Below are 15,312 nucleotides of genomic sequence, written 5' to 3'. Positions count from 1 at the left end.
CGAGGCGGCCAGCCCGCCGCGCGGCCAGGAAAAGGGAACCGAAACATGGATTTGCAGCTCACCGGCAAAGTCGCCGTCATCACCGGATCCGGCCGCGGCATCGGCTACGCCTCGGCCCTGGCGCTGGCGCGCGAAGGCGCGCGCATCGTGATCACCGACATCGACCCCGACTCCGTGCGCCAGGCTGTCGCCGGCTTGAAGGAAGCCGGCTTCGAGGCCATCGGCGCCGTGCTGGACGTCTGCGACGACGGCCAGGTGCGTGCCATGGCCGACGAGGCAGCGCGCGCCTACGGCGGCATCGACATCCTGGTCAACAACGCCGGCTTCACCCGCGACAAGTATCTGCTCAAGATGCCGGAAGCGGACTGGGACGCCGTGGTCGACACCATCCTGAAAGGCGCCTACCACTGCACCCGGGCGGCCCTGCCCTCCATGATGGAAAGAAAGTGGGGCCGCGTGATCAACATCGCCTCGCGCGCGCACTGGGGCAACCCCGGCCAGACCAACTACTCCGCCGCCAAGGCCGGCCTGATCGGCTTCACCCGCGCGCTGGCGCTGGAGCAGGGCAAGTTCAACATCACCGCCAACGCCATCGCCCCGGGCCTGATCGAAACGCCGCTGGTTCGCGGCCTGTCCACCTACGACATGCTGCGCGCCAACGCGCTGGCGCGCCAGCCGGTCCAGCGCCTGGGCGTGGTCGAGGACATCGCCGACGCGGTCGCCTTCCTGGCCTCGGAGCGCGCCTCGTTCATCACCGGCGAACTGCTGCACGTGACCGGCGGCCGCTATGCCTCGTGACGCCCTCGTTCCCGCCATCGCCCCCGGAGCCACTCATGCCTGAAGCCCATGCCTGCGGCCCGCTGGACGTCGGCCATGTGTTCGAGTCCGCCGGCCGCACCATCACCGAGAGCGACATCGTCGGCTTCGCCTGCCTGTCGGGCGATTTCAACCGGCTGCACGTCGACCACGAATACGCCAAGGGCACGCCCTTCGGGCAGCGCATCGCCCACGGTCTGCTGGTGCTGTCGGTGCTGTCCGGCCTGACCACCCAGTCCGGCGGCTACCGCCGCCTGGAGCCCAATGTGCTGGCGTTGATCGATCTGCATTGCCGCTTTCCGAAGCCGACCTTCATCGGCGATACGATCTTCGTGCGCGTAACGGTGGCCGAAAGGACCGCCAACCACCGCCCCGGCAAGGACAAGGTGGTATTCCGGCGCGAAGCCATCAACCAACGCGGCGAAGTCGTGGCGCAAGCCGATTTCGCCATGCTGATGCGGCCCATGGAGAGCCAGGCATGAAACCCTTCGCGGACCTGACCCGCTTCATCAACCCGCGCGGCATCGCCGTGGTCGGCGCGTCGCCGCGCGAATCCAGCCAGGGACGCCGGCTGTACGAGAACCTGGCGCTGCATTCCGCGGCGCCGGGCGAGGTCTATCCGGTCAACCCGGCCTACGAGGAAATCGGCGGACGCCGCTGCTGGCCCTCGATCAGCAACCTGCCGGCAGGCGACATCGACGTCGCGCTGGTGATGGTCAACGCCGCGCGCGTGCTGGACACGCTCAAGCAGTGCGTGCGGCGCGGCATTCCCTATGCCGTCGTCATGACCTCCGGCTTCTCCGAGGCCGGCGAAGAAGGCCGGCGCCTGGAACGCGAGATCGCAGAGCTGTGCCGCGCCACCGGCCTGCACGTCTACGGACCGAACTGCCCCGGCTTCGTGAACGTGCGCGACCGCATCGGCATGACCTTCTCGCCCGCCTTCAAGGACGACCTGAACAGCGGCGGCATCGGCCTGGCCACGCAGGGCGGCGGGCTGGGCCGCAACCTGCTGCAAGGCCTGTCCCATGGCGAAGGCGTGGGGCTGTGGTTCTCCGCCGGCAACGAGGTCGACCTGGAGATTCCCGATTTCGTCGCCCACATGGCGGCCGATCCCCGGATCCGCGTGATCGCGCTGCTGATGGAAGGCGTGAAGGACGGCCGCCGCCTGACCGCCGCCCTGCAGCTGGCGCGCGAGCGCGGCAAGCCCGTGGTTGTGCTGAAGGTCGGCCGCTCCGAGGCCGGCGTGCGCGCGGCCCAGTCGCATACCGCCTCGGTGGCGGGCACGGCCGCCGTCAATAGCGCGGTGTTCCGGCAGTTCGGCGCCATCGAGGTCGACGACCTGGACCAGCTCCTGGCCGTATCGCAACTGCTGACGCGCGCCTCGGCCAAGAGCGGAAACGGCCTTTGCATCTACACGTTTTCAGGCGGCACCGCCGCGCTGGCCGCCGACCTGGCCGGCGCGGCGCGCCTGCCGATGGCCGGACTGGCGCCCGCCACGCAAGCCGCCCTGGCCGCGCTGCTGCCGGATTTCGCCAGCATCGGCAATCCGGTGGACACCACCGCCGACATCCTGCGCAATCCGGAAGTCTCGGCCGAATGCCTGCGCATCCTGTGCGCCGATCCCTCGGTCGGCACGGTGCTGTATCCGATTCCGATGGACTATGGCGCCATCACGGACGCGATGGCCGCATCCATCGTCTCGGTGGCCTCGCGGACGGACACCCTGATCGTGCCGGTCTGGATGAGCCGCCGGCTGAGCGACGGCTACTCCGTGATGGAACGGGCGGGCCTGCTGCCCTTCCTGTCGCTGTCGGACGCCATCGCCGCCCTGTCCCGCGCCATCGCCTGGAAAGCCGAGCCGGCGCCCCCCGCCGCCCTGCCCCCGGCGGCCAGCGACGCGCGCGCGCTCAGCGAAGCCGACGCCAAGGCGATGCTGCGCGACGCCGGCCTGCCCATGCCCGCCGGACGGATCGCGCGCAGCGCCGACGAGGCCGCCGCCCACGCCGCCGCGCTGGGCTTTCCCGTGGTCATGAAAGTGGTCAGCGCGCAGATCCTGCACAAGACCGAGGCCGGCGGCGTCAGGCTGGGCATCGCCTCGGAAGACGCGGCGCGCCAGGCCCATGCCGCCATCCACGAGGCCGTGACGCGCCACCGCCCCGACGCCCGCATCGACGGCTTGCTGGTCGAGCGCATGCTGCCGCCGGGCGGGCGCGAGGTCCTGATCGGTGTGCACCGCGACGCGGCCTTCGGCCTGGTGATGACTTTCGGCCTGGGCGGCATCTATGTCGAGACCCTGCGCGACGTGGCGCACCGCATGATCCCGCTCTCGCCCGAGGATGCGCGCGCGCTGACGCGCGAGATCCGCCATGTCGAGATCCTGGACGGCGTGCGCGGCCAGGCGCCCGCCGATTTCGCCGCGCTGGAGGCGCTGATCCTGCAGGTGTCCGACTTCGCCTGGCAACATCGCGACACGCTGGCTGAACTGGAACTCAACCCCGTCTGGGTCGGCGCCGCCGGACAGGGCGCGGTGCCGCTGGACGCGCTGCTCGCCTTCCTGGGCGAGGCGCGGGCCGACTGACCACTACCGGGAACAACATGGACTTCTCACTGGATTCCACCCAGACCGAATTGCTGGATTCGCTGCGCCGCTACCTGAACGCGGAAGTCGCGCCCATCGTCGACCGCTACGAGGCCGAGGGCCGCATGGTGCCGCAGGAGATGCTGCGCGCCATGCGCGACTTCGGCCTGCTGGGCGGCATGCTGCCGGAACGGGACGGCGGCTACGGCCTGCCGGCCACGACCTACGGCATGCTGATCGCCGAGGTGGCGCGCGTCTGGCCCGCCCTGCGCAGCATCGTCAGCACCAGCAACCTGGCCGCGTCGGTGCTGACCGACGGCGGCTCGCCCGAACTCAAGGAAAAATACCTGCCGCGCATCCTGTCCGGCGAAGCCATCGCCAGCTTCGCGCTGAGCGAGCCCAACATCGGCTCGGACGCCGCGAATATCGAAACCCGCGCCGACGAAACCGCCACCGGCTGGCGCGTCAACGGCCGCAAGCTCTATATCAGCCTGGGGCCGGTCTGCGAGCTGGGCGTGGTGTTCGTACGGACGCGGCGCCGTGACGGCGCGCAAGGCGTGTCCTGCCTGCTGTTCGAGCGCGGCATGGCCGGCTTTTCGTCCAGCCCGATCCCCAAGATGGGCATGCTGAGCTGTCCATTGGGCGAACTGCTGTTCGAGGACGTGGACATCCCCGCCTCGCACCTGGTCGGCACCGAAGGCAAGGGCTTCGCCCTGGCCAAGAAATACCTCAATATCGGCCGCTGCGTGGTGGCCTTCTCTGCCCTGGGCATCGCCCAGGCCGCCTATGACGCGGCGGTAAAATACGCCGGCGAACGGGTCCAGTTCGGACGGCCCATCGGCGGCTTCCAGCTGGTGCAGCAGATGATCGCCGACATGATGACGCTGGTCGAGACCTCGCGCCTGCTGTGCTATCGCGCCGCCGACGCGCTGGACCGCGACGCGGCGGACAGCCAGCTGCTGTGCTCCATGGCCAAGCGCCACGCCACCGACGCCGTGCTGCGCGTGGCCGAGACCGCCATGCAGGTGCATGGCGGCGCCGGCTACACCACGCTGTTCCCGGTCGAGCGCCATTACCGCGACGCCCGCCACCTGAGCATCGCCGAAGGCACCAACCAGATCCAGTCCCTGTTGATGGCGCAAAGCGTCCTGGGCCTGTCCGCGCTGAAATGATCGCTAGCGCCGGCCTCGCGGCCGGTTCCAACACCCACCGTCCCGCCCCATGCCTCAAATCATTCCGACCGCCCAACGCGTCCTGCAAGTCTTCGAAGTCTATGCCCGCGAACGCCGCCCGCTGACGAATTCCGAAATGGCTCGCATGCTGGACCTGGCCGACAGCAGTTGCTCCGACCTGCTGTACACGCTGCGCCAGGCCGGCTATCTGCTGCGCACGCCCAAGTCGCGCTATTTCCATCCCACCGGACGGCTGCTCGATGTGGCCCAGGGCATCGCGGCGGCCGATCCGCTGCAGGCCTTCGCCGGCGAGGCGCTGGAGATCCTGACGCGGCAGTCGGGCGAATCGTCGATGTGCGGCCTGCTCGACGGCAACAAGGTCAAGATCTACGCCAGCCAGGAAAGCCCGCGCGCGCTGCGCTACGTGGTGCAGCCCGGCACCACCTTCGCGCTGCACGTGGCCGCGCTGGGCAAGGCGCTGCTGGGCGAGATGGACGAGGCCGAGCGCAACGTGCTCATCGACACCATGCAGTTCGAGCACGTGACCGCCAGCAGCATCGCCGATGCCGCCACGCTGCGCGCGCAGATCGAGGCGCAGCGCGAGAAGCAGTACTTCACCAGCCGCGACGAGGGCAACGAGGGCGTCTCGGCCATCGGCATCGCCGGCCGCGTGGGCGGCCAGCTGACGGCCCTGTCCATCGTCGGCCCGACCCATCGGATGGACGCCAATATGGAGCAGTACGTCAAGGTCGCGCTGGAGGCTCGGGCGGAATTCTTCGAAAAATAGAGGGCCCCCCCGAGGCGCTGCGCGCCTCCCCCCAAGGGGCATGCCTGCGGACCGGCGGAGCCGGATCCGCGGCATCCCGATTGGGGGGCGGCGGCTTGGTGGGTGGCTGTGGTGCTGTGGCGCTTTGGTTTGGCGCTGTGGTTTGGTGCTGTGGTTTGGTGCTGTGGTTTGGTGCTGTGGTTTGGTGCTGTGGCTTGGCGGCGGTTGGACTGGCAGTCTTTGGGAGAGGGTGGATGGCGGGTCCTTTGAGTGGTTTCACTATCGTGGAGATGGCGGGGATCGGCCCGGGGCCGTTCTGCGCGATGATGCTGGCGGACATGGGCGCGGATGTGATCCGGGTCGATCGGCTGACGCCGGGGTTCCTGGGCGGCGGTGGCACCGTGGTGGATCGGGGTCGGCGCAGCATCGCGCTGGATCTCAAGCAGCCCGGCGCCGTCGACGTGGTGCTGCGGCTGCTGGACGGCGCCGACGCGCTGATCGAGGGATTCCGGCCGGGCGTGATGGAACGGCTGGGCCTGGGGCCGGACGTCTGCCTGGCGCGCAATCGCCGGCTGGTCTATGGCCGCATGACGGGCTGGGGCCAGGATGGGCCGCTGGCCCAGGCCGCCGGCCATGACCTGAACTACATCGCCCTCACCGGCGCGCTGCACGCCATGGGCGAGGCCGACCGGCCGCCCGCCCCGCCGCTGCACCTGGTCGGCGACATGGGCGGCGGCGCGATGATGCTGGCCTTCGGCCTGTTGTGCGCCCTGCTGGAGGCCGGCCGCAGCGGCCAGGGCCAGGTGGTGGACGCGGCGATCTGCGACGGCGCCTCGCTGCTGGCCACCACCTATCACGGCAAGCTTCGCGACGGCGACTGGGTCAACCGCCGGCAAGCCAACATGCTGGACGGCGGCGCGCACTTCTACGGCTGCTATGCCTGCGCCGACGGCAAATATGTGTCGATCGGCGCGATCGAGCCGCAGTTCTACCGCCTGCTGCTGGAACGCTGCGGCATCGACGACCCGGAATTCCAGCGGCAATGGGACCGCGCCCAGTGGCCCGCGCTGCGGGCCAGGCTGGCGACGCTCATCGCCGGCAAGACCCGCGACGAATGGTGCGCGCTGCTCGAAGGCAGCGACGCCTGCTTCGCCCCGGTGCTCGATTTCGAAGAGGCCCCGGACCATCCGCAACACCGCGCGCGCGCCAGCTTCGTCGAGACCGACGGCATCCGCCACCCGGCGCCTGCGCCCCGGCTGTCGCGCACGCCTGGGCAGGCGCGGCCGATTCCGCAGCCCGGCCAGCACACCGAGGAACTGCTGTCCGGCCTGGGCTGGTCGCCGTCCGACATCCAGGCCCTGCGCGAACGCGGCGCCATCGCCTGAACCCGCCACCCGGAGACGCAGCCATGTCCGCCATCACCCAGCCCTATCAGACCCTGCTGCATACGTGCGAGGACGGAGTCGCCACGATCACGCTCAACCGACCCGCGCAACGCAACGCGCTGGACATGGTGATGCGCGAAGAACTGGCCCATGCCGTGGACGCGATCCGGCGCGACCGCGAGGTGCGGGTCGTGATCCTGGGCGGCGCGGGCGGCGCGTTCTGCGCCGGCGGCGACATCGGCACCATGGACGCCGATCCGTCCGCCGAGCATGCGCGCGAACGCATGGTCCGGCTGCTGTTCACCGTCGAGGCCCTGATCACGCTGGACCGGCCGGTCATCGCCAAGGTCGACGGCGCCGCCTACGGCGCCGGCCTGGGCCTGGCGCTGACCGCCGACCTGGTGCTGGCCACGCCGCGCGCGCGCTTCTGCCTGTCCTTCCTGCGCCTGGGCGCGATCCCGGACTGCGGCACGCTCTACACCCTGCCCCGCATCGTCGGCTTGCAGCGCGCCAAGGAACTGGCGTACTCGGCCCGGGAATTCAATGCCGAAGAAGCGCGCGACATGGGCATCGTGCTCGACATCCTGCCGCCGGAACGCATCGACGCGCATGCGCGCCAGATCGCGCTCGCCATGGCCGGGCTGCCGGCCGGCGCGCTGTCCACCACCAAGCGCGGCCTGAACGCCTCGCTGAACAGCGACCTGCACACCATGCTGGAGCTGGAAGCCTCGGGCCAGGGCGTGGCGCGCTCGTCGCCCTACCACCGCGAGGCCGTCGGACGCTTCCTAGCCAAACAGGCGCCGCGCTATCAGTGGCCAAGGTCTTGAAAATGGCCGCTGTCCTGAACGCCGGCGGCGCGCCCCGCGCTACGCCGTCCAGCCGTGTCGCAGCACCACGAAGCCTTCATCGTCCTCGGGCGCCGCGAAGTATGACGTGATGGCGTCGTACTGTTCCTCGCTGGTCGTGTACGGATGCAGGCCGGATTCGTTGCGCGCGCGCAGGCGCGCCTTGCAGACCTCGTCCGGCACATCCAGGAAATGCAGCCGGTGCGCGCGCCCCGACGCCGCCGCCAGCTCGCGCAGCCATGCACGGCTGCGCCGCGTGTTGGCGGGAAAGTCCAGCACCACGGTCAGACCCGCGTCCAGCAGCGCCCGCACATGCGGCGCGACGACCGCGCGCAGCCGGCCGGCGCAGCGCACGTAGTCATCCAGGCCGTGGATCTCGCCGGGGTACAGCGCCGCCAGCCAGTCGCCCTCGCTGATCCGCAGCGCGCCGGGCTGGCTGGCGAGCGCGGCGGCCAGCGTGGATTTGCCGGCGCCGATCTTGCCGCACAGGAAATGCAGCATGGGCGCGGACGGTTGCGATTGCGGGTCTGTCATGGAAACTCCTTGAGTGGAATAAACCGGAAGACGGGCCCATGAAATGCGAAACCCGCCTTGCGGCGGGTTGCTTGCACGAGGGATGGATGCGCGCTAGCCCGCCAAGGTCGGAATGGCGGGAATAATCGAAGCGGGAACGAACCGGCGCGGCATCATGGGTGTAAGCTTGCCCGCTGCGCCGCCCCCTTGTCAAACGCGCGCCGCCTCTCCCGCCGGCGCGCCCCACGCCAGGAATTCCATGTCCGACTCGCCGATCTTGCGCCAGGCCGATGCGCGCGACGCCGACCTGATCGCCGCCATGCACGCCGACAGCTGGGCCAGGACCTATCGCGGACTGCTGCCCGACGGCTTCCTGGACCAGGAGGTCGTGCAGGACCGCCTGGTCCACTGGCAGCACAAGATCGCCGGCCCCGAACAAGGCGCGCAGGCGATCTTCATCGCCGAACTGGATGGCCGGCCCATCGGCTTCGTCTGCGTCAAGGATGATCCGGATTCACCCTGGGGCGTGCTGCTGGACAACCTGCACGTGCTGGCGCCCTGGCAGGGAACCGGCGCCGGCAAGCTGCTGATGCGGCGCGCGCTGGACTGGGCGCGTGCGCGCGGCGCCCGCCAGATCCATCTCTACGCGCTGGAGGGCAACACGCGCGCCATCGCGTTCTACGAACGCCAGGGCTGGACGCTTTCCGGCGTGGAAGACGACGAGATCGCCGGCATTCGCGCCCGGGCGCGGCGCTACGTCCATCCGCTGTAACGCGTGACGGCCGAGTTCAGGCCGGCGCGCGCTCCGACAATTCGATCAGGTTCAGGTCCGGATCCCGCAGATAGATGGAACGGATCGGATAGCAGGCGCCCGTGCGCGGCACCGGCCCTTCCACGATCCGCGCCCCGCTCGCCCGCACCCGCGCGATCACCTCGTCCAGCGGTACGGCGCAGATGAAGCACAGGTCCAGCGCGCCCGGCACCGGCAGGTGCGCCTTGGGCTCGAACTCGCTGCCCTTCACATGCAGGTTGATCTTCTGCTGGCCGAACACGAAGGCCTTGCGGCCCTGCCCGAAGGTCTCCAGCTTCATGCCCAGCAGGCCCACATAGAAGTCCACGCAGGCTTGTTCATCGGTGGTGGTCAGGACCAGATGGTCCAGGTGGTCGATCATGGCGCGCTCCGCCCGGATGGTCCGGGCTTCCCTGTTTTGCGAATACCAGGGACTCTATACCGCGTTCACCCCATATGGGAATTGCCGGCCCGGCATATTGCCTTCGCACAATGCGAACGCTGCTCCCCCGCCCGCTGCTACACTGCCGCATGCCCCAGGACCTGATCAACCCCGCGCGCGTGGACTTCGTGACCCTGCGTCTGTTCTGCGCCGTGGCGCAGAGCGGCAGCATCACCCAGGGCGCGCGCCACTGCCACCTGGCCCTGTCGGCGGCCAGCCGGCGCCTGTCGGATTTCGAGGCCGCCGCCGGCGCGCAGCTGCTCGAACGCAGCGCGCGGGGCGTGGTCCTGACCGCCGCCGGCCGCCTGGCGCTGCAGCACGCGGCGCGCCTGTTCCAGGGCTTTGAACTCTTCAGCAACGAACTCAGCGAACACGCCAGCGGCGCGCGCGGTCATGTGCGGCTGTGGGCCAATATGTCCGCGCTGGTGCAGTTCCTGCCGGCGACGCTGGCCGACTTCATGGCGCGCAGCCCCGGCACGCGCGTGGAGGTCGAGGAACAACTGAGCGGCGACATCGCGCGAGCGGTGCAGGACGGCCTGGCCGACCTGGGCATCTGCGCCGCCGGCGTGCCCGGGCGCGGCCTGGATCTCACGCCTTTTCGCCGCGACCGGCTGGTGGTGGTGGCGCCGGCGGACCATGCGCTGGCCGCGCGCGACGTCACCGATTTCAGGCGCTGCCTGGCCTATGACTTCGTCGGCCTGAACCGGGGCAGCTCGCTGCTGGACACCCTCGCGCGCGCGGCGCAGGACGCCGGCCTGCCGCTGCGCCTGCGCATCCAGGTGCGCAGCTTCGACGCCATGTGCGAGATGATCGCCGCCGGGCTGGGCATCGGCGTATTGCCGCTGGGCGCCTGCGAGCGGCGGCTGGGGCCGTGGGGCTTGACGGCCTTGCGGCTGGAGGAAGGCTGGGCCGAGCGCCAGCTGCTGATCGCCGCCAGCGCCGAACGGCCCCTGTCGGCCTCGGCCGCGCTACTGCTGCGGCATCTGCGCGACGGCGCCGACGCCTGAGGCCGCTAGCCGAGCGGCGCCTCATCGCGCACCACTTGCGCCGCCGCGCGCAGCGTCTGTAGAAAAAGTTCGGTCGCGGCCGCGGCGCGCGCCTGGCGCCGCGTCATGATGCCCACCGGATGCAGCTTGGCCTGCAAGGCCAGCGGCAGGATCGCCAGCTGGCCGCGCGCGGCCAGCGAGCGCGCCACCCGCAGCGGCATGGCCGACAACAGCGGCGTGCGCTGCAACAGCGACACGATGGTGAGGATGGCGCCCGATTCCACCGCGACCTGCGGAAAGCCCGCGCCGCGCGCCGCGACGGCGCTGGCCACCAGGCTGTAAAGCGCGGCGTTGCGCGACGGCAGCACCCAGCGGTAGCGGTCCAGCTCGGCGCCGCCCAGCCGGCTGCGGGTCGCCAGCGGATGCGAGGGGCCGCAGACCGCCGCGGTGGCCTCTTCGTACAGGATCTCGCATTGCAGGTCGGCGTCCGCGCCCTCCACCACCAGCCGCCCGACGATGCAATCCAGCTCACCCGCGCGCAGGGCGGGCAGCAGCTGCTGCTCCAGCCCTTCGCGCAGTTCGATCCGCAGATCCGGATGCGAGGCCTGCAGGCGCTCCACGGTCAGGGGCGCCAGCAGATGGGCCACCACCGGAAACACGCCCACGCGCACCTTGCCCGACGCGCCGCTGGCCGCCGCCGTCAGCTCGGCGTGGGTCGCGTCCAGCTCGTTGAGCAGCAGCCGCGCGCGGCCGATCATCATCAGGCCCAGCGGCGTCGGCGTCACGCCGTGGTGCGAGCGCTCGAACAGCGTCTGCCCGGCCAGTTCCTCGGCCTCGGCCAGCAGCTTGCTCAGCGCCGGCTGGCTCAGGTGCATGGCCTCGGCCGCGCGATGCATGTTCAGGCTGCGGCCCAGCTCGTCCAGCAACACCAGATGGCGGATGCGCAGACGCGAGCGCAGCTGCTGCAAGGTGGGAATCTGCGACATGGTCGGTCCTGCGCCATCCGGTTATCGATTGATCATGAAATGCAATTATCCAGTTATCGGGCGCATGGCCATACTAGGGCTTGTGCGGGGCGCCTTGCCGCGTCCACGGCCACCAACAATGAACGCATCAACAAGGGGAATTGCCATGTATCGTCGTATCGCCGCGCTGGCGCTGGCCTGCGCGCTCGCGCCGGGCGCCGCCCTGGCCGACATCCGCATCGGCGTCATCGCCAGCAGCACCGGGCCGGGCGCCTCGATGGGCTCGCTGTACCGCAGCACCGTGCCCCTGCTGCCCAAGACGCTGGGCGGCCGCGCCGTGGAATACATCGCGCTGGACGACGCGACCGATCCGTCGGCCGCCGTGCGCACCGCGCGCAAGCTGGTGACCGAGAACAAGGTCGACGCCATCATCGGGCCCAGCAACGTGCCGACCTCGCTGGCCGTGACGGAAGTGGCCCGCGAGGCGCGGACGCCGCAGCTGTCGCTGGCGCCCATCACCGTCAACCCCGACCGCGCCGCCTGGATCTTCGTGATCGCCCACGGCATCGACCTCATGGTCGAGTCGCTGACCGCCGACATGGCGCGGCGCAACGTCAAGACGGTGGCCTACATCGGCTTCTCGGATGCCTGGGGCGACGCCGTCTACCGCGCCTTGCAGGACGCCGCCGCCAAGCGCGGCATCAAGGTGCTGAGCAATGAACGCTATGCGCGCACCGACAATTCCGTCACCGCCCAGATACTCAAGATCACCTCGATGAATCCCGACGCGGTGCTGGTCGGCGGCTCGGGCACGCCCGGCGCGCTGCCGCACCTGTCGCTGCGCGAGCGCGGCTACGGCGGCGTGCAATACAACACCCACGGCGTGATCAACCGCGACTTCCTCAAGCTCGGCGGCAAGGGCGTGGATGGCGTGATTGTGCCCAGCGGCCCGGTGCAGGTGGTGGAGCAGCTGCCCGCCGACAGCCCCATCAAGCCGGTGGCCATGCGCTACGCGCAGCAGTATGAAGCGGCCAACGGCGCCGATTCGCGCAACGCCTTCGCGCCCTATACCTACGACGCGTACCTGCTGCTGGACGCCGCCGTGGCCAAGGTGCCCGCCGACGTGCAACCCGGCACCCCGGCCTTCCGGCAGGCGCTGCGCGACGCCCTGGAAGGCCTGAACGGCGTCGTCGGCACGCAGGGCATCTACAGCATGTCGCCCGCCAACCACAACGGCCTGGACGAGCGCGGCGTCGTGCTGATGCAGGCCCGTTCCGGCGCCTGGCATTTCCTGCCCTGACCCGCCCCACCCTCGCAACGCAGGAGTCCGCATGACTGGCGTCCATATTCCCTATGGCGTGTACTGGAGCACCCCTTTCGCCCGCTGGCAGGGCAGCCTGTCGCGGCTGCACAGCCTGCGCCTGGCCGCCTGGACCGCGGCCCGCGAACTGGCGCGGCGTGGCATCGATCCCGCCGGGCTGGACGCCGCCGTGCTCGGCTATTCGGTGCCCCAGCAAGGCGCCTTCTACGGCCTGCCCTGGGTGGCCGGCATGATGGGCGCCCCCCATCTGGCCGGCCCGGTGGTCGCGCAGGCCTGCGCCACGTCCGTGCGCGGCATGGCCACGGCGGCCGCCGACATCATGCTGGGCCAGGCCTCGACCGCGCTGGTGCTGATGGCCGACCGGGTCTCCAACGGGCCGCAGCTCTACCATCCCGACCCCGCCGGGCCGGGCGGCTCGGGCGTGCATGAGAACTGGGTGCTGGACAACTTCTCCAAGGATCCCTGGAGCGGGCTGGCCATGTTGCAGACCGGCGAGCGCGTGGCGCGGCGCCACGGCATCTCCACGGCCGAACAGAACGCCGTCACCCTGCGCCGCTACGAGCAATACGCGCAGGCCTGCGCCGACGAGCGCGCGTTCCAGCGGCGCTACATGACCCTGCCCTTCGAGCTGCCCGATGCCGCCTTCGCCAAGACCGTGGGCACGCTGCAGGGCGACGAGGGCATCCACGCCACCACCGCCGAGGGCCTGGCGCGGCTGACGCCGGTGCTGCCGGACGGCAGCATCACCTATGGCGGCCAGACCCATCCGGCGGACGGCAACGCCGGCATGCTGATGACCACGGCGGCGCGCGCGCGCGAACTGTCGCGTCGGCCCGAGATCGGCGTCGAGGTGCTGGCCTTCGGCCAGTCGCGCACGGAAACCGGCTACATGCCGCAGGCCCCCATCGAGGCCGCCCGGCGCGCGCTGGACCGGGCCGGGCTCAAGCCCGCCGACCTGCACGCGGTCAAGACGCACAACCCCTTCGTGGTGTCCGACATCGCGCTGGCCCGCGCCACCGGCCTGGACGTCATGGAGATGAACAACTACGGCTGCTCGCTGGTCTGGGGCCATCCGCAGGCGCCGACCGGCCTGCGCTCGGTCATCGAACTGATCGAGGAACTGGCGCAGCGCGGCGGCGGGCTGGGCCTGTTCACCGGCTGCGCCGCCGGCGACAGCGCGATGGCGGTGGCGCTACGCGTGGACGCGGCCGGAGGCCAGCCATGAACGGCGTCCTGCCCGCGCGCATCGCGCTGATCCCGGAACTGCTGGAGCGCGCCGCCGCCGACTGGCCCGACCGCACGGCCCTGGTCTGCGGCGAACGCCGCATCGACTACCGCCGCTACGCGGCCGAGGTGCGCGCGGCGGCGCGACGCCTGCGACAGGCGCTGCCGCCGGGCGCGCGCGTGGCCACCCTGCTAGGCAACTCCGACCTGGCCTGCGTGCTGACGCTGGCATTGCAAATGGCCGGCTGCCAGCACGTGCCGCTCAATCCGCTCTATACCGCGCGCGAACTGGATTTCATCCTGCGCGACGCCCAACCCGCGCTGCTGATCGCCGACGAGGCCTCGTCCGCCCTGGCCGCGCCGCTGGCCGCCGCGCAAGGCATCCGCCTGCTCGATGGCGCGGCGGCGCGCGCCTGGACGATTCCATCCGACGAAACGCCGGCGGCCGCGCCGGCCGGCGACGCGGACGCGCCGGCGCTGCTGCAATACACCGGCGGCACCACCGGCCAGCCCAAAGGCGTCATCCTGAGCCGGGCCGCCATCGCCACCAATGTGTTCCAGCGCGAAGCCGTGCTGCCCACGCGCCACGGCGCCGAGACGGTGCTCTGCGCCATGCCGCTGTTCCATTCCTACGGCATGGCGATGGGGCTGTTCCTGGCGGCCAGCGCCGCCGCCACGCTGGTGGTGCTGCCGCGCTACCGGCCCGACGATGTGTTCGACGCCGTGGCGCGCGAGCGCGTCACGCTGTTCCCCGGCAGCCCGACGATCTATGCCGGCCTGATGGCGCATGCGCGCTTCGCGCAGACCGACTGGTCCAGCGTGCGCGTCTGCTATTCGGGCTCCGCGCCACTGGCCGAGGAAACGCTGCGGCGCTGGGAGGCCGCGGTGGGCGCGCCGATCTATGAAGGCTATGGCCAGACCGAGGCCGGCCCCATCCTGACCTACAACGGTCCGCAAGGCAGCCGCGCCGGCTCGGTGGGCCGGCCCGTGCCCGGCACCGAGGTCGAAGTCGTGGACCTGGAGACCGGCGCAAAACCCCTGCTCCCCGGCCAGCGCGGCGAGATCCGCGCGCGCGGCCCGCAGATCATGCAAGGCTATCTGGCGCGCCCCGAGGCCACCGCCGAATCGCTGCGCGACGGCTGGCTCTACACCGGCGACATCGGCGAATTCGCCGAGGATGGCTTCCTGTACATCCGCGACCGCAAGAAGGACCTGGTGATCGTCGGCGGCTACAACGTCTATCCGCGCGAGGTCGATGAAGTCCTGTACCTGCACGCGGACGTGGCGCAGGCCGCCGCCGTGGGCTGGCCGGACAGCTACCGGGGCGAGGTCATCCGCGCCTTCGTGGTGCTGCGGCCCGACGCCAGCGCGGACGAGGCGGCGCTGCTGGCGCATTGCCAGGCCAACCTGGCGCGCTACAAGGTGCCGGCGGTGATCGAGATCCTGGACGCGCTGCCCTGCACCAGCGCCAACAAGGTCGACAAGAAGGCGCTGCGCGCCCGCGCCTGA

General features: G+C 70.6%; 15 protein-coding genes. 12 read left to right on the top strand and 3 right to left on the bottom strand.

Going from position 1 to position 15,312, the window contains the following annotated elements; translation table 11 throughout:
• Positions 1 to 45 precede the first annotated feature (45 nt).
• The 7 genes from fabG (at position 46) to AC6LJ5_RS01575 (ending at position 7,544) form a co-directional block, all read left to right on the top strand.
• Complete coding sequence (fabG, locus tag AC6LJ5_RS01605) at positions 46 to 798, top strand: 3-oxoacyl-ACP reductase FabG (RefSeq protein ID WP_392410230.1); 753 nt, start codon at positions 46 to 48, stop codon at positions 796 to 798.
• 35 nt (positions 799 to 833) lie between these two features.
• Positions 834 to 1,298 carry a MaoC/PaaZ C-terminal domain-containing protein gene (locus tag AC6LJ5_RS01600; protein ID WP_498139658.1) on the top strand — a complete coding sequence of 155 codons (465 nt, stop codon included), beginning with the start codon at positions 834 to 836 and terminating at the stop codon, positions 1,296 to 1,298.
• The gene (locus AC6LJ5_RS01595; protein ID WP_498139657.1) at positions 1,295 to 3,394 is read left to right on the top strand and encodes an acetate--CoA ligase family protein; all 2,100 of its coding nucleotides are present in this window, start codon (positions 1,295 to 1,297) and stop codon (positions 3,392 to 3,394) included. The genes AC6LJ5_RS01600 and AC6LJ5_RS01595 overlap by 4 nt, the downstream gene beginning before the upstream one ends.
• Positions 3,395 to 3,411: 17 nt before the next feature.
• Complete coding sequence (locus AC6LJ5_RS01590; protein WP_498139656.1) at positions 3,412 to 4,566, top strand: acyl-CoA dehydrogenase family protein; 1,155 nt, start codon at positions 3,412 to 3,414, stop codon at positions 4,564 to 4,566.
• 49 nt (positions 4,567 to 4,615) lie between these two features.
• Positions 4,616 to 5,353, top strand: a complete 738-nt coding sequence (locus AC6LJ5_RS01585) for an IclR family transcriptional regulator (protein ID WP_498139655.1) — start codon at positions 4,616 to 4,618, stop codon at positions 5,351 to 5,353.
• Positions 5,354 to 5,586: 233 nt separating this feature from the next.
• Positions 5,587 to 6,717 (top strand): CaiB/BaiF CoA transferase family protein, encoded by a 1,131-nt coding sequence (locus tag AC6LJ5_RS01580; protein WP_103274795.1) that lies wholly within the window; start codon positions 5,587 to 5,589, stop codon positions 6,715 to 6,717.
• A gap of 23 nt (positions 6,718 to 6,740) precedes the next feature.
• A complete protein-coding gene (locus AC6LJ5_RS01575) occupies positions 6,741 to 7,544 on the top strand; it encodes an enoyl-CoA hydratase/isomerase family protein (RefSeq protein ID WP_498139654.1) in 804 nt (267 codons plus the stop codon).
• 39 nt (positions 7,545 to 7,583) lie between these two features.
• On the opposite strand, the gene AC6LJ5_RS01570 is transcribed toward AC6LJ5_RS01575, so the two are convergent.
• Positions 7,584 to 8,096, bottom strand: coding sequence for a P-loop nucleotide/nucleoside kinase family protein (locus AC6LJ5_RS01570; protein WP_498139653.1), 513 nt, complete (start codon positions 8,094 to 8,096; stop codon positions 7,584 to 7,586).
• A 238-nt stretch (positions 8,097 to 8,334) separates the two neighbouring features.
• Here AC6LJ5_RS01570 and AC6LJ5_RS01565 point away from each other — a divergent pair, with 238 nt between their 5' ends.
• The gene (locus tag AC6LJ5_RS01565) at positions 8,335 to 8,847 is read left to right on the top strand and encodes a GNAT family N-acetyltransferase (RefSeq protein WP_103274798.1); all 513 of its coding nucleotides are present in this window, start codon (positions 8,335 to 8,337) and stop codon (positions 8,845 to 8,847) included.
• A gap of 16 nt (positions 8,848 to 8,863) precedes the next feature.
• On the opposite strand, the gene AC6LJ5_RS01560 is transcribed toward AC6LJ5_RS01565, so the two are convergent.
• Entirely contained in the window at positions 8,864 to 9,247 is a 384-nt protein-coding gene (locus AC6LJ5_RS01560) for a VOC family protein (RefSeq protein ID WP_498139652.1), read from the bottom strand.
• Between the two features lie 149 nt (positions 9,248 to 9,396).
• On the opposite strand from AC6LJ5_RS01560, the gene AC6LJ5_RS01555 reads away from it, so the two are divergent.
• Entirely contained in the window at positions 9,397 to 10,314 is a 918-nt protein-coding gene (locus AC6LJ5_RS01555) for a LysR family transcriptional regulator (RefSeq protein ID WP_498139651.1), read from the top strand.
• A gap of 5 nt (positions 10,315 to 10,319) precedes the next feature.
• Here the strand turns inward: AC6LJ5_RS01555 and AC6LJ5_RS01550 are convergent, their stop codons facing one another.
• Entirely contained in the window at positions 10,320 to 11,279 is a 960-nt protein-coding gene (locus AC6LJ5_RS01550; protein ID WP_103274801.1) for a LysR substrate-binding domain-containing protein, read from the bottom strand.
• A gap of 145 nt (positions 11,280 to 11,424) precedes the next feature.
• On the opposite strand from AC6LJ5_RS01550, the gene AC6LJ5_RS01545 reads away from it, so the two are divergent.
• From AC6LJ5_RS01545 to AC6LJ5_RS01535, 3 genes are read left to right on the top strand one after another with little or no spacing between them, the layout of a single operon-like run.
• Positions 11,425 to 12,558 (top strand): ABC transporter substrate-binding protein, encoded by a 1,134-nt coding sequence (locus AC6LJ5_RS01545; protein WP_103274802.1) that lies wholly within the window; start codon positions 11,425 to 11,427, stop codon positions 12,556 to 12,558.
• A 31-nt stretch (positions 12,559 to 12,589) separates the two neighbouring features.
• A complete protein-coding gene (locus tag AC6LJ5_RS01540) occupies positions 12,590 to 13,804 on the top strand; it encodes a thiolase family protein (RefSeq protein WP_498139650.1) in 1,215 nt (404 codons plus the stop codon).
• The gene (locus AC6LJ5_RS01535; RefSeq protein ID WP_498139649.1) at positions 13,801 to 15,312 is read left to right on the top strand and encodes an AMP-binding protein; all 1,512 of its coding nucleotides are present in this window, start codon (positions 13,801 to 13,803) and stop codon (positions 15,310 to 15,312) included. The genes AC6LJ5_RS01540 and AC6LJ5_RS01535 overlap by 4 nt, the downstream gene beginning before the upstream one ends.

Source organism: Achromobacter sp. 1011791174 (assembly GCF_059760925.1).
Note: the sequence above shows the minus strand (reverse complement) of the source record. Positions and strands in the feature narration are given on the sequence as shown.

Coding starts and splice junctions, on each gene's coding strand:
- AC6LJ5_RS01535 (WP_498139649.1), top strand. CDS start 13,801: ATGAACGGCGTCCTGCCCGCGCGCATCGCGCTGATCCCGGAACTGCTG.
- AC6LJ5_RS01550 (WP_103274801.1), bottom strand. CDS start 11,279: ATGTCGCAGATTCCCACCTTGCAGCAGCTGCGCTCGCGTCTGCGCATC.
- AC6LJ5_RS01570 (WP_498139653.1), bottom strand. CDS start 8,096: ATGACAGACCCGCAATCGCAACCGTCCGCGCCCATGCTGCATTTCCTG.
- AC6LJ5_RS01600 (WP_498139658.1), top strand. CDS start 834: ATGCCTGAAGCCCATGCCTGCGGCCCGCTGGACGTCGGCCATGTGTTC.
- AC6LJ5_RS01565 (WP_103274798.1), top strand. CDS start 8,335: ATGTCCGACTCGCCGATCTTGCGCCAGGCCGATGCGCGCGACGCCGAC.
- AC6LJ5_RS01585 (WP_498139655.1), top strand. CDS start 4,616: ATGCCTCAAATCATTCCGACCGCCCAACGCGTCCTGCAAGTCTTCGAA.
- AC6LJ5_RS01555 (WP_498139651.1), top strand. CDS start 9,397: ATGCCCCAGGACCTGATCAACCCCGCGCGCGTGGACTTCGTGACCCTG.
- AC6LJ5_RS01545 (WP_103274802.1), top strand. CDS start 11,425: ATGTATCGTCGTATCGCCGCGCTGGCGCTGGCCTGCGCGCTCGCGCCG.
- AC6LJ5_RS01575 (WP_498139654.1), top strand. CDS start 6,741: ATGTCCGCCATCACCCAGCCCTATCAGACCCTGCTGCATACGTGCGAG.
- AC6LJ5_RS01590 (WP_498139656.1), top strand. CDS start 3,412: ATGGACTTCTCACTGGATTCCACCCAGACCGAATTGCTGGATTCGCTG.
- AC6LJ5_RS01540 (WP_498139650.1), top strand. CDS start 12,590: ATGACTGGCGTCCATATTCCCTATGGCGTGTACTGGAGCACCCCTTTC.
- fabG (WP_392410230.1), top strand. CDS start 46: ATGGATTTGCAGCTCACCGGCAAAGTCGCCGTCATCACCGGATCCGGC.
- AC6LJ5_RS01595 (WP_498139657.1), top strand. CDS start 1,295: ATGAAACCCTTCGCGGACCTGACCCGCTTCATCAACCCGCGCGGCATC.
- AC6LJ5_RS01580 (WP_103274795.1), top strand. CDS start 5,587: ATGGCGGGTCCTTTGAGTGGTTTCACTATCGTGGAGATGGCGGGGATC.
- AC6LJ5_RS01560 (WP_498139652.1), bottom strand. CDS start 9,247: ATGATCGACCACCTGGACCATCTGGTCCTGACCACCACCGATGAACAA.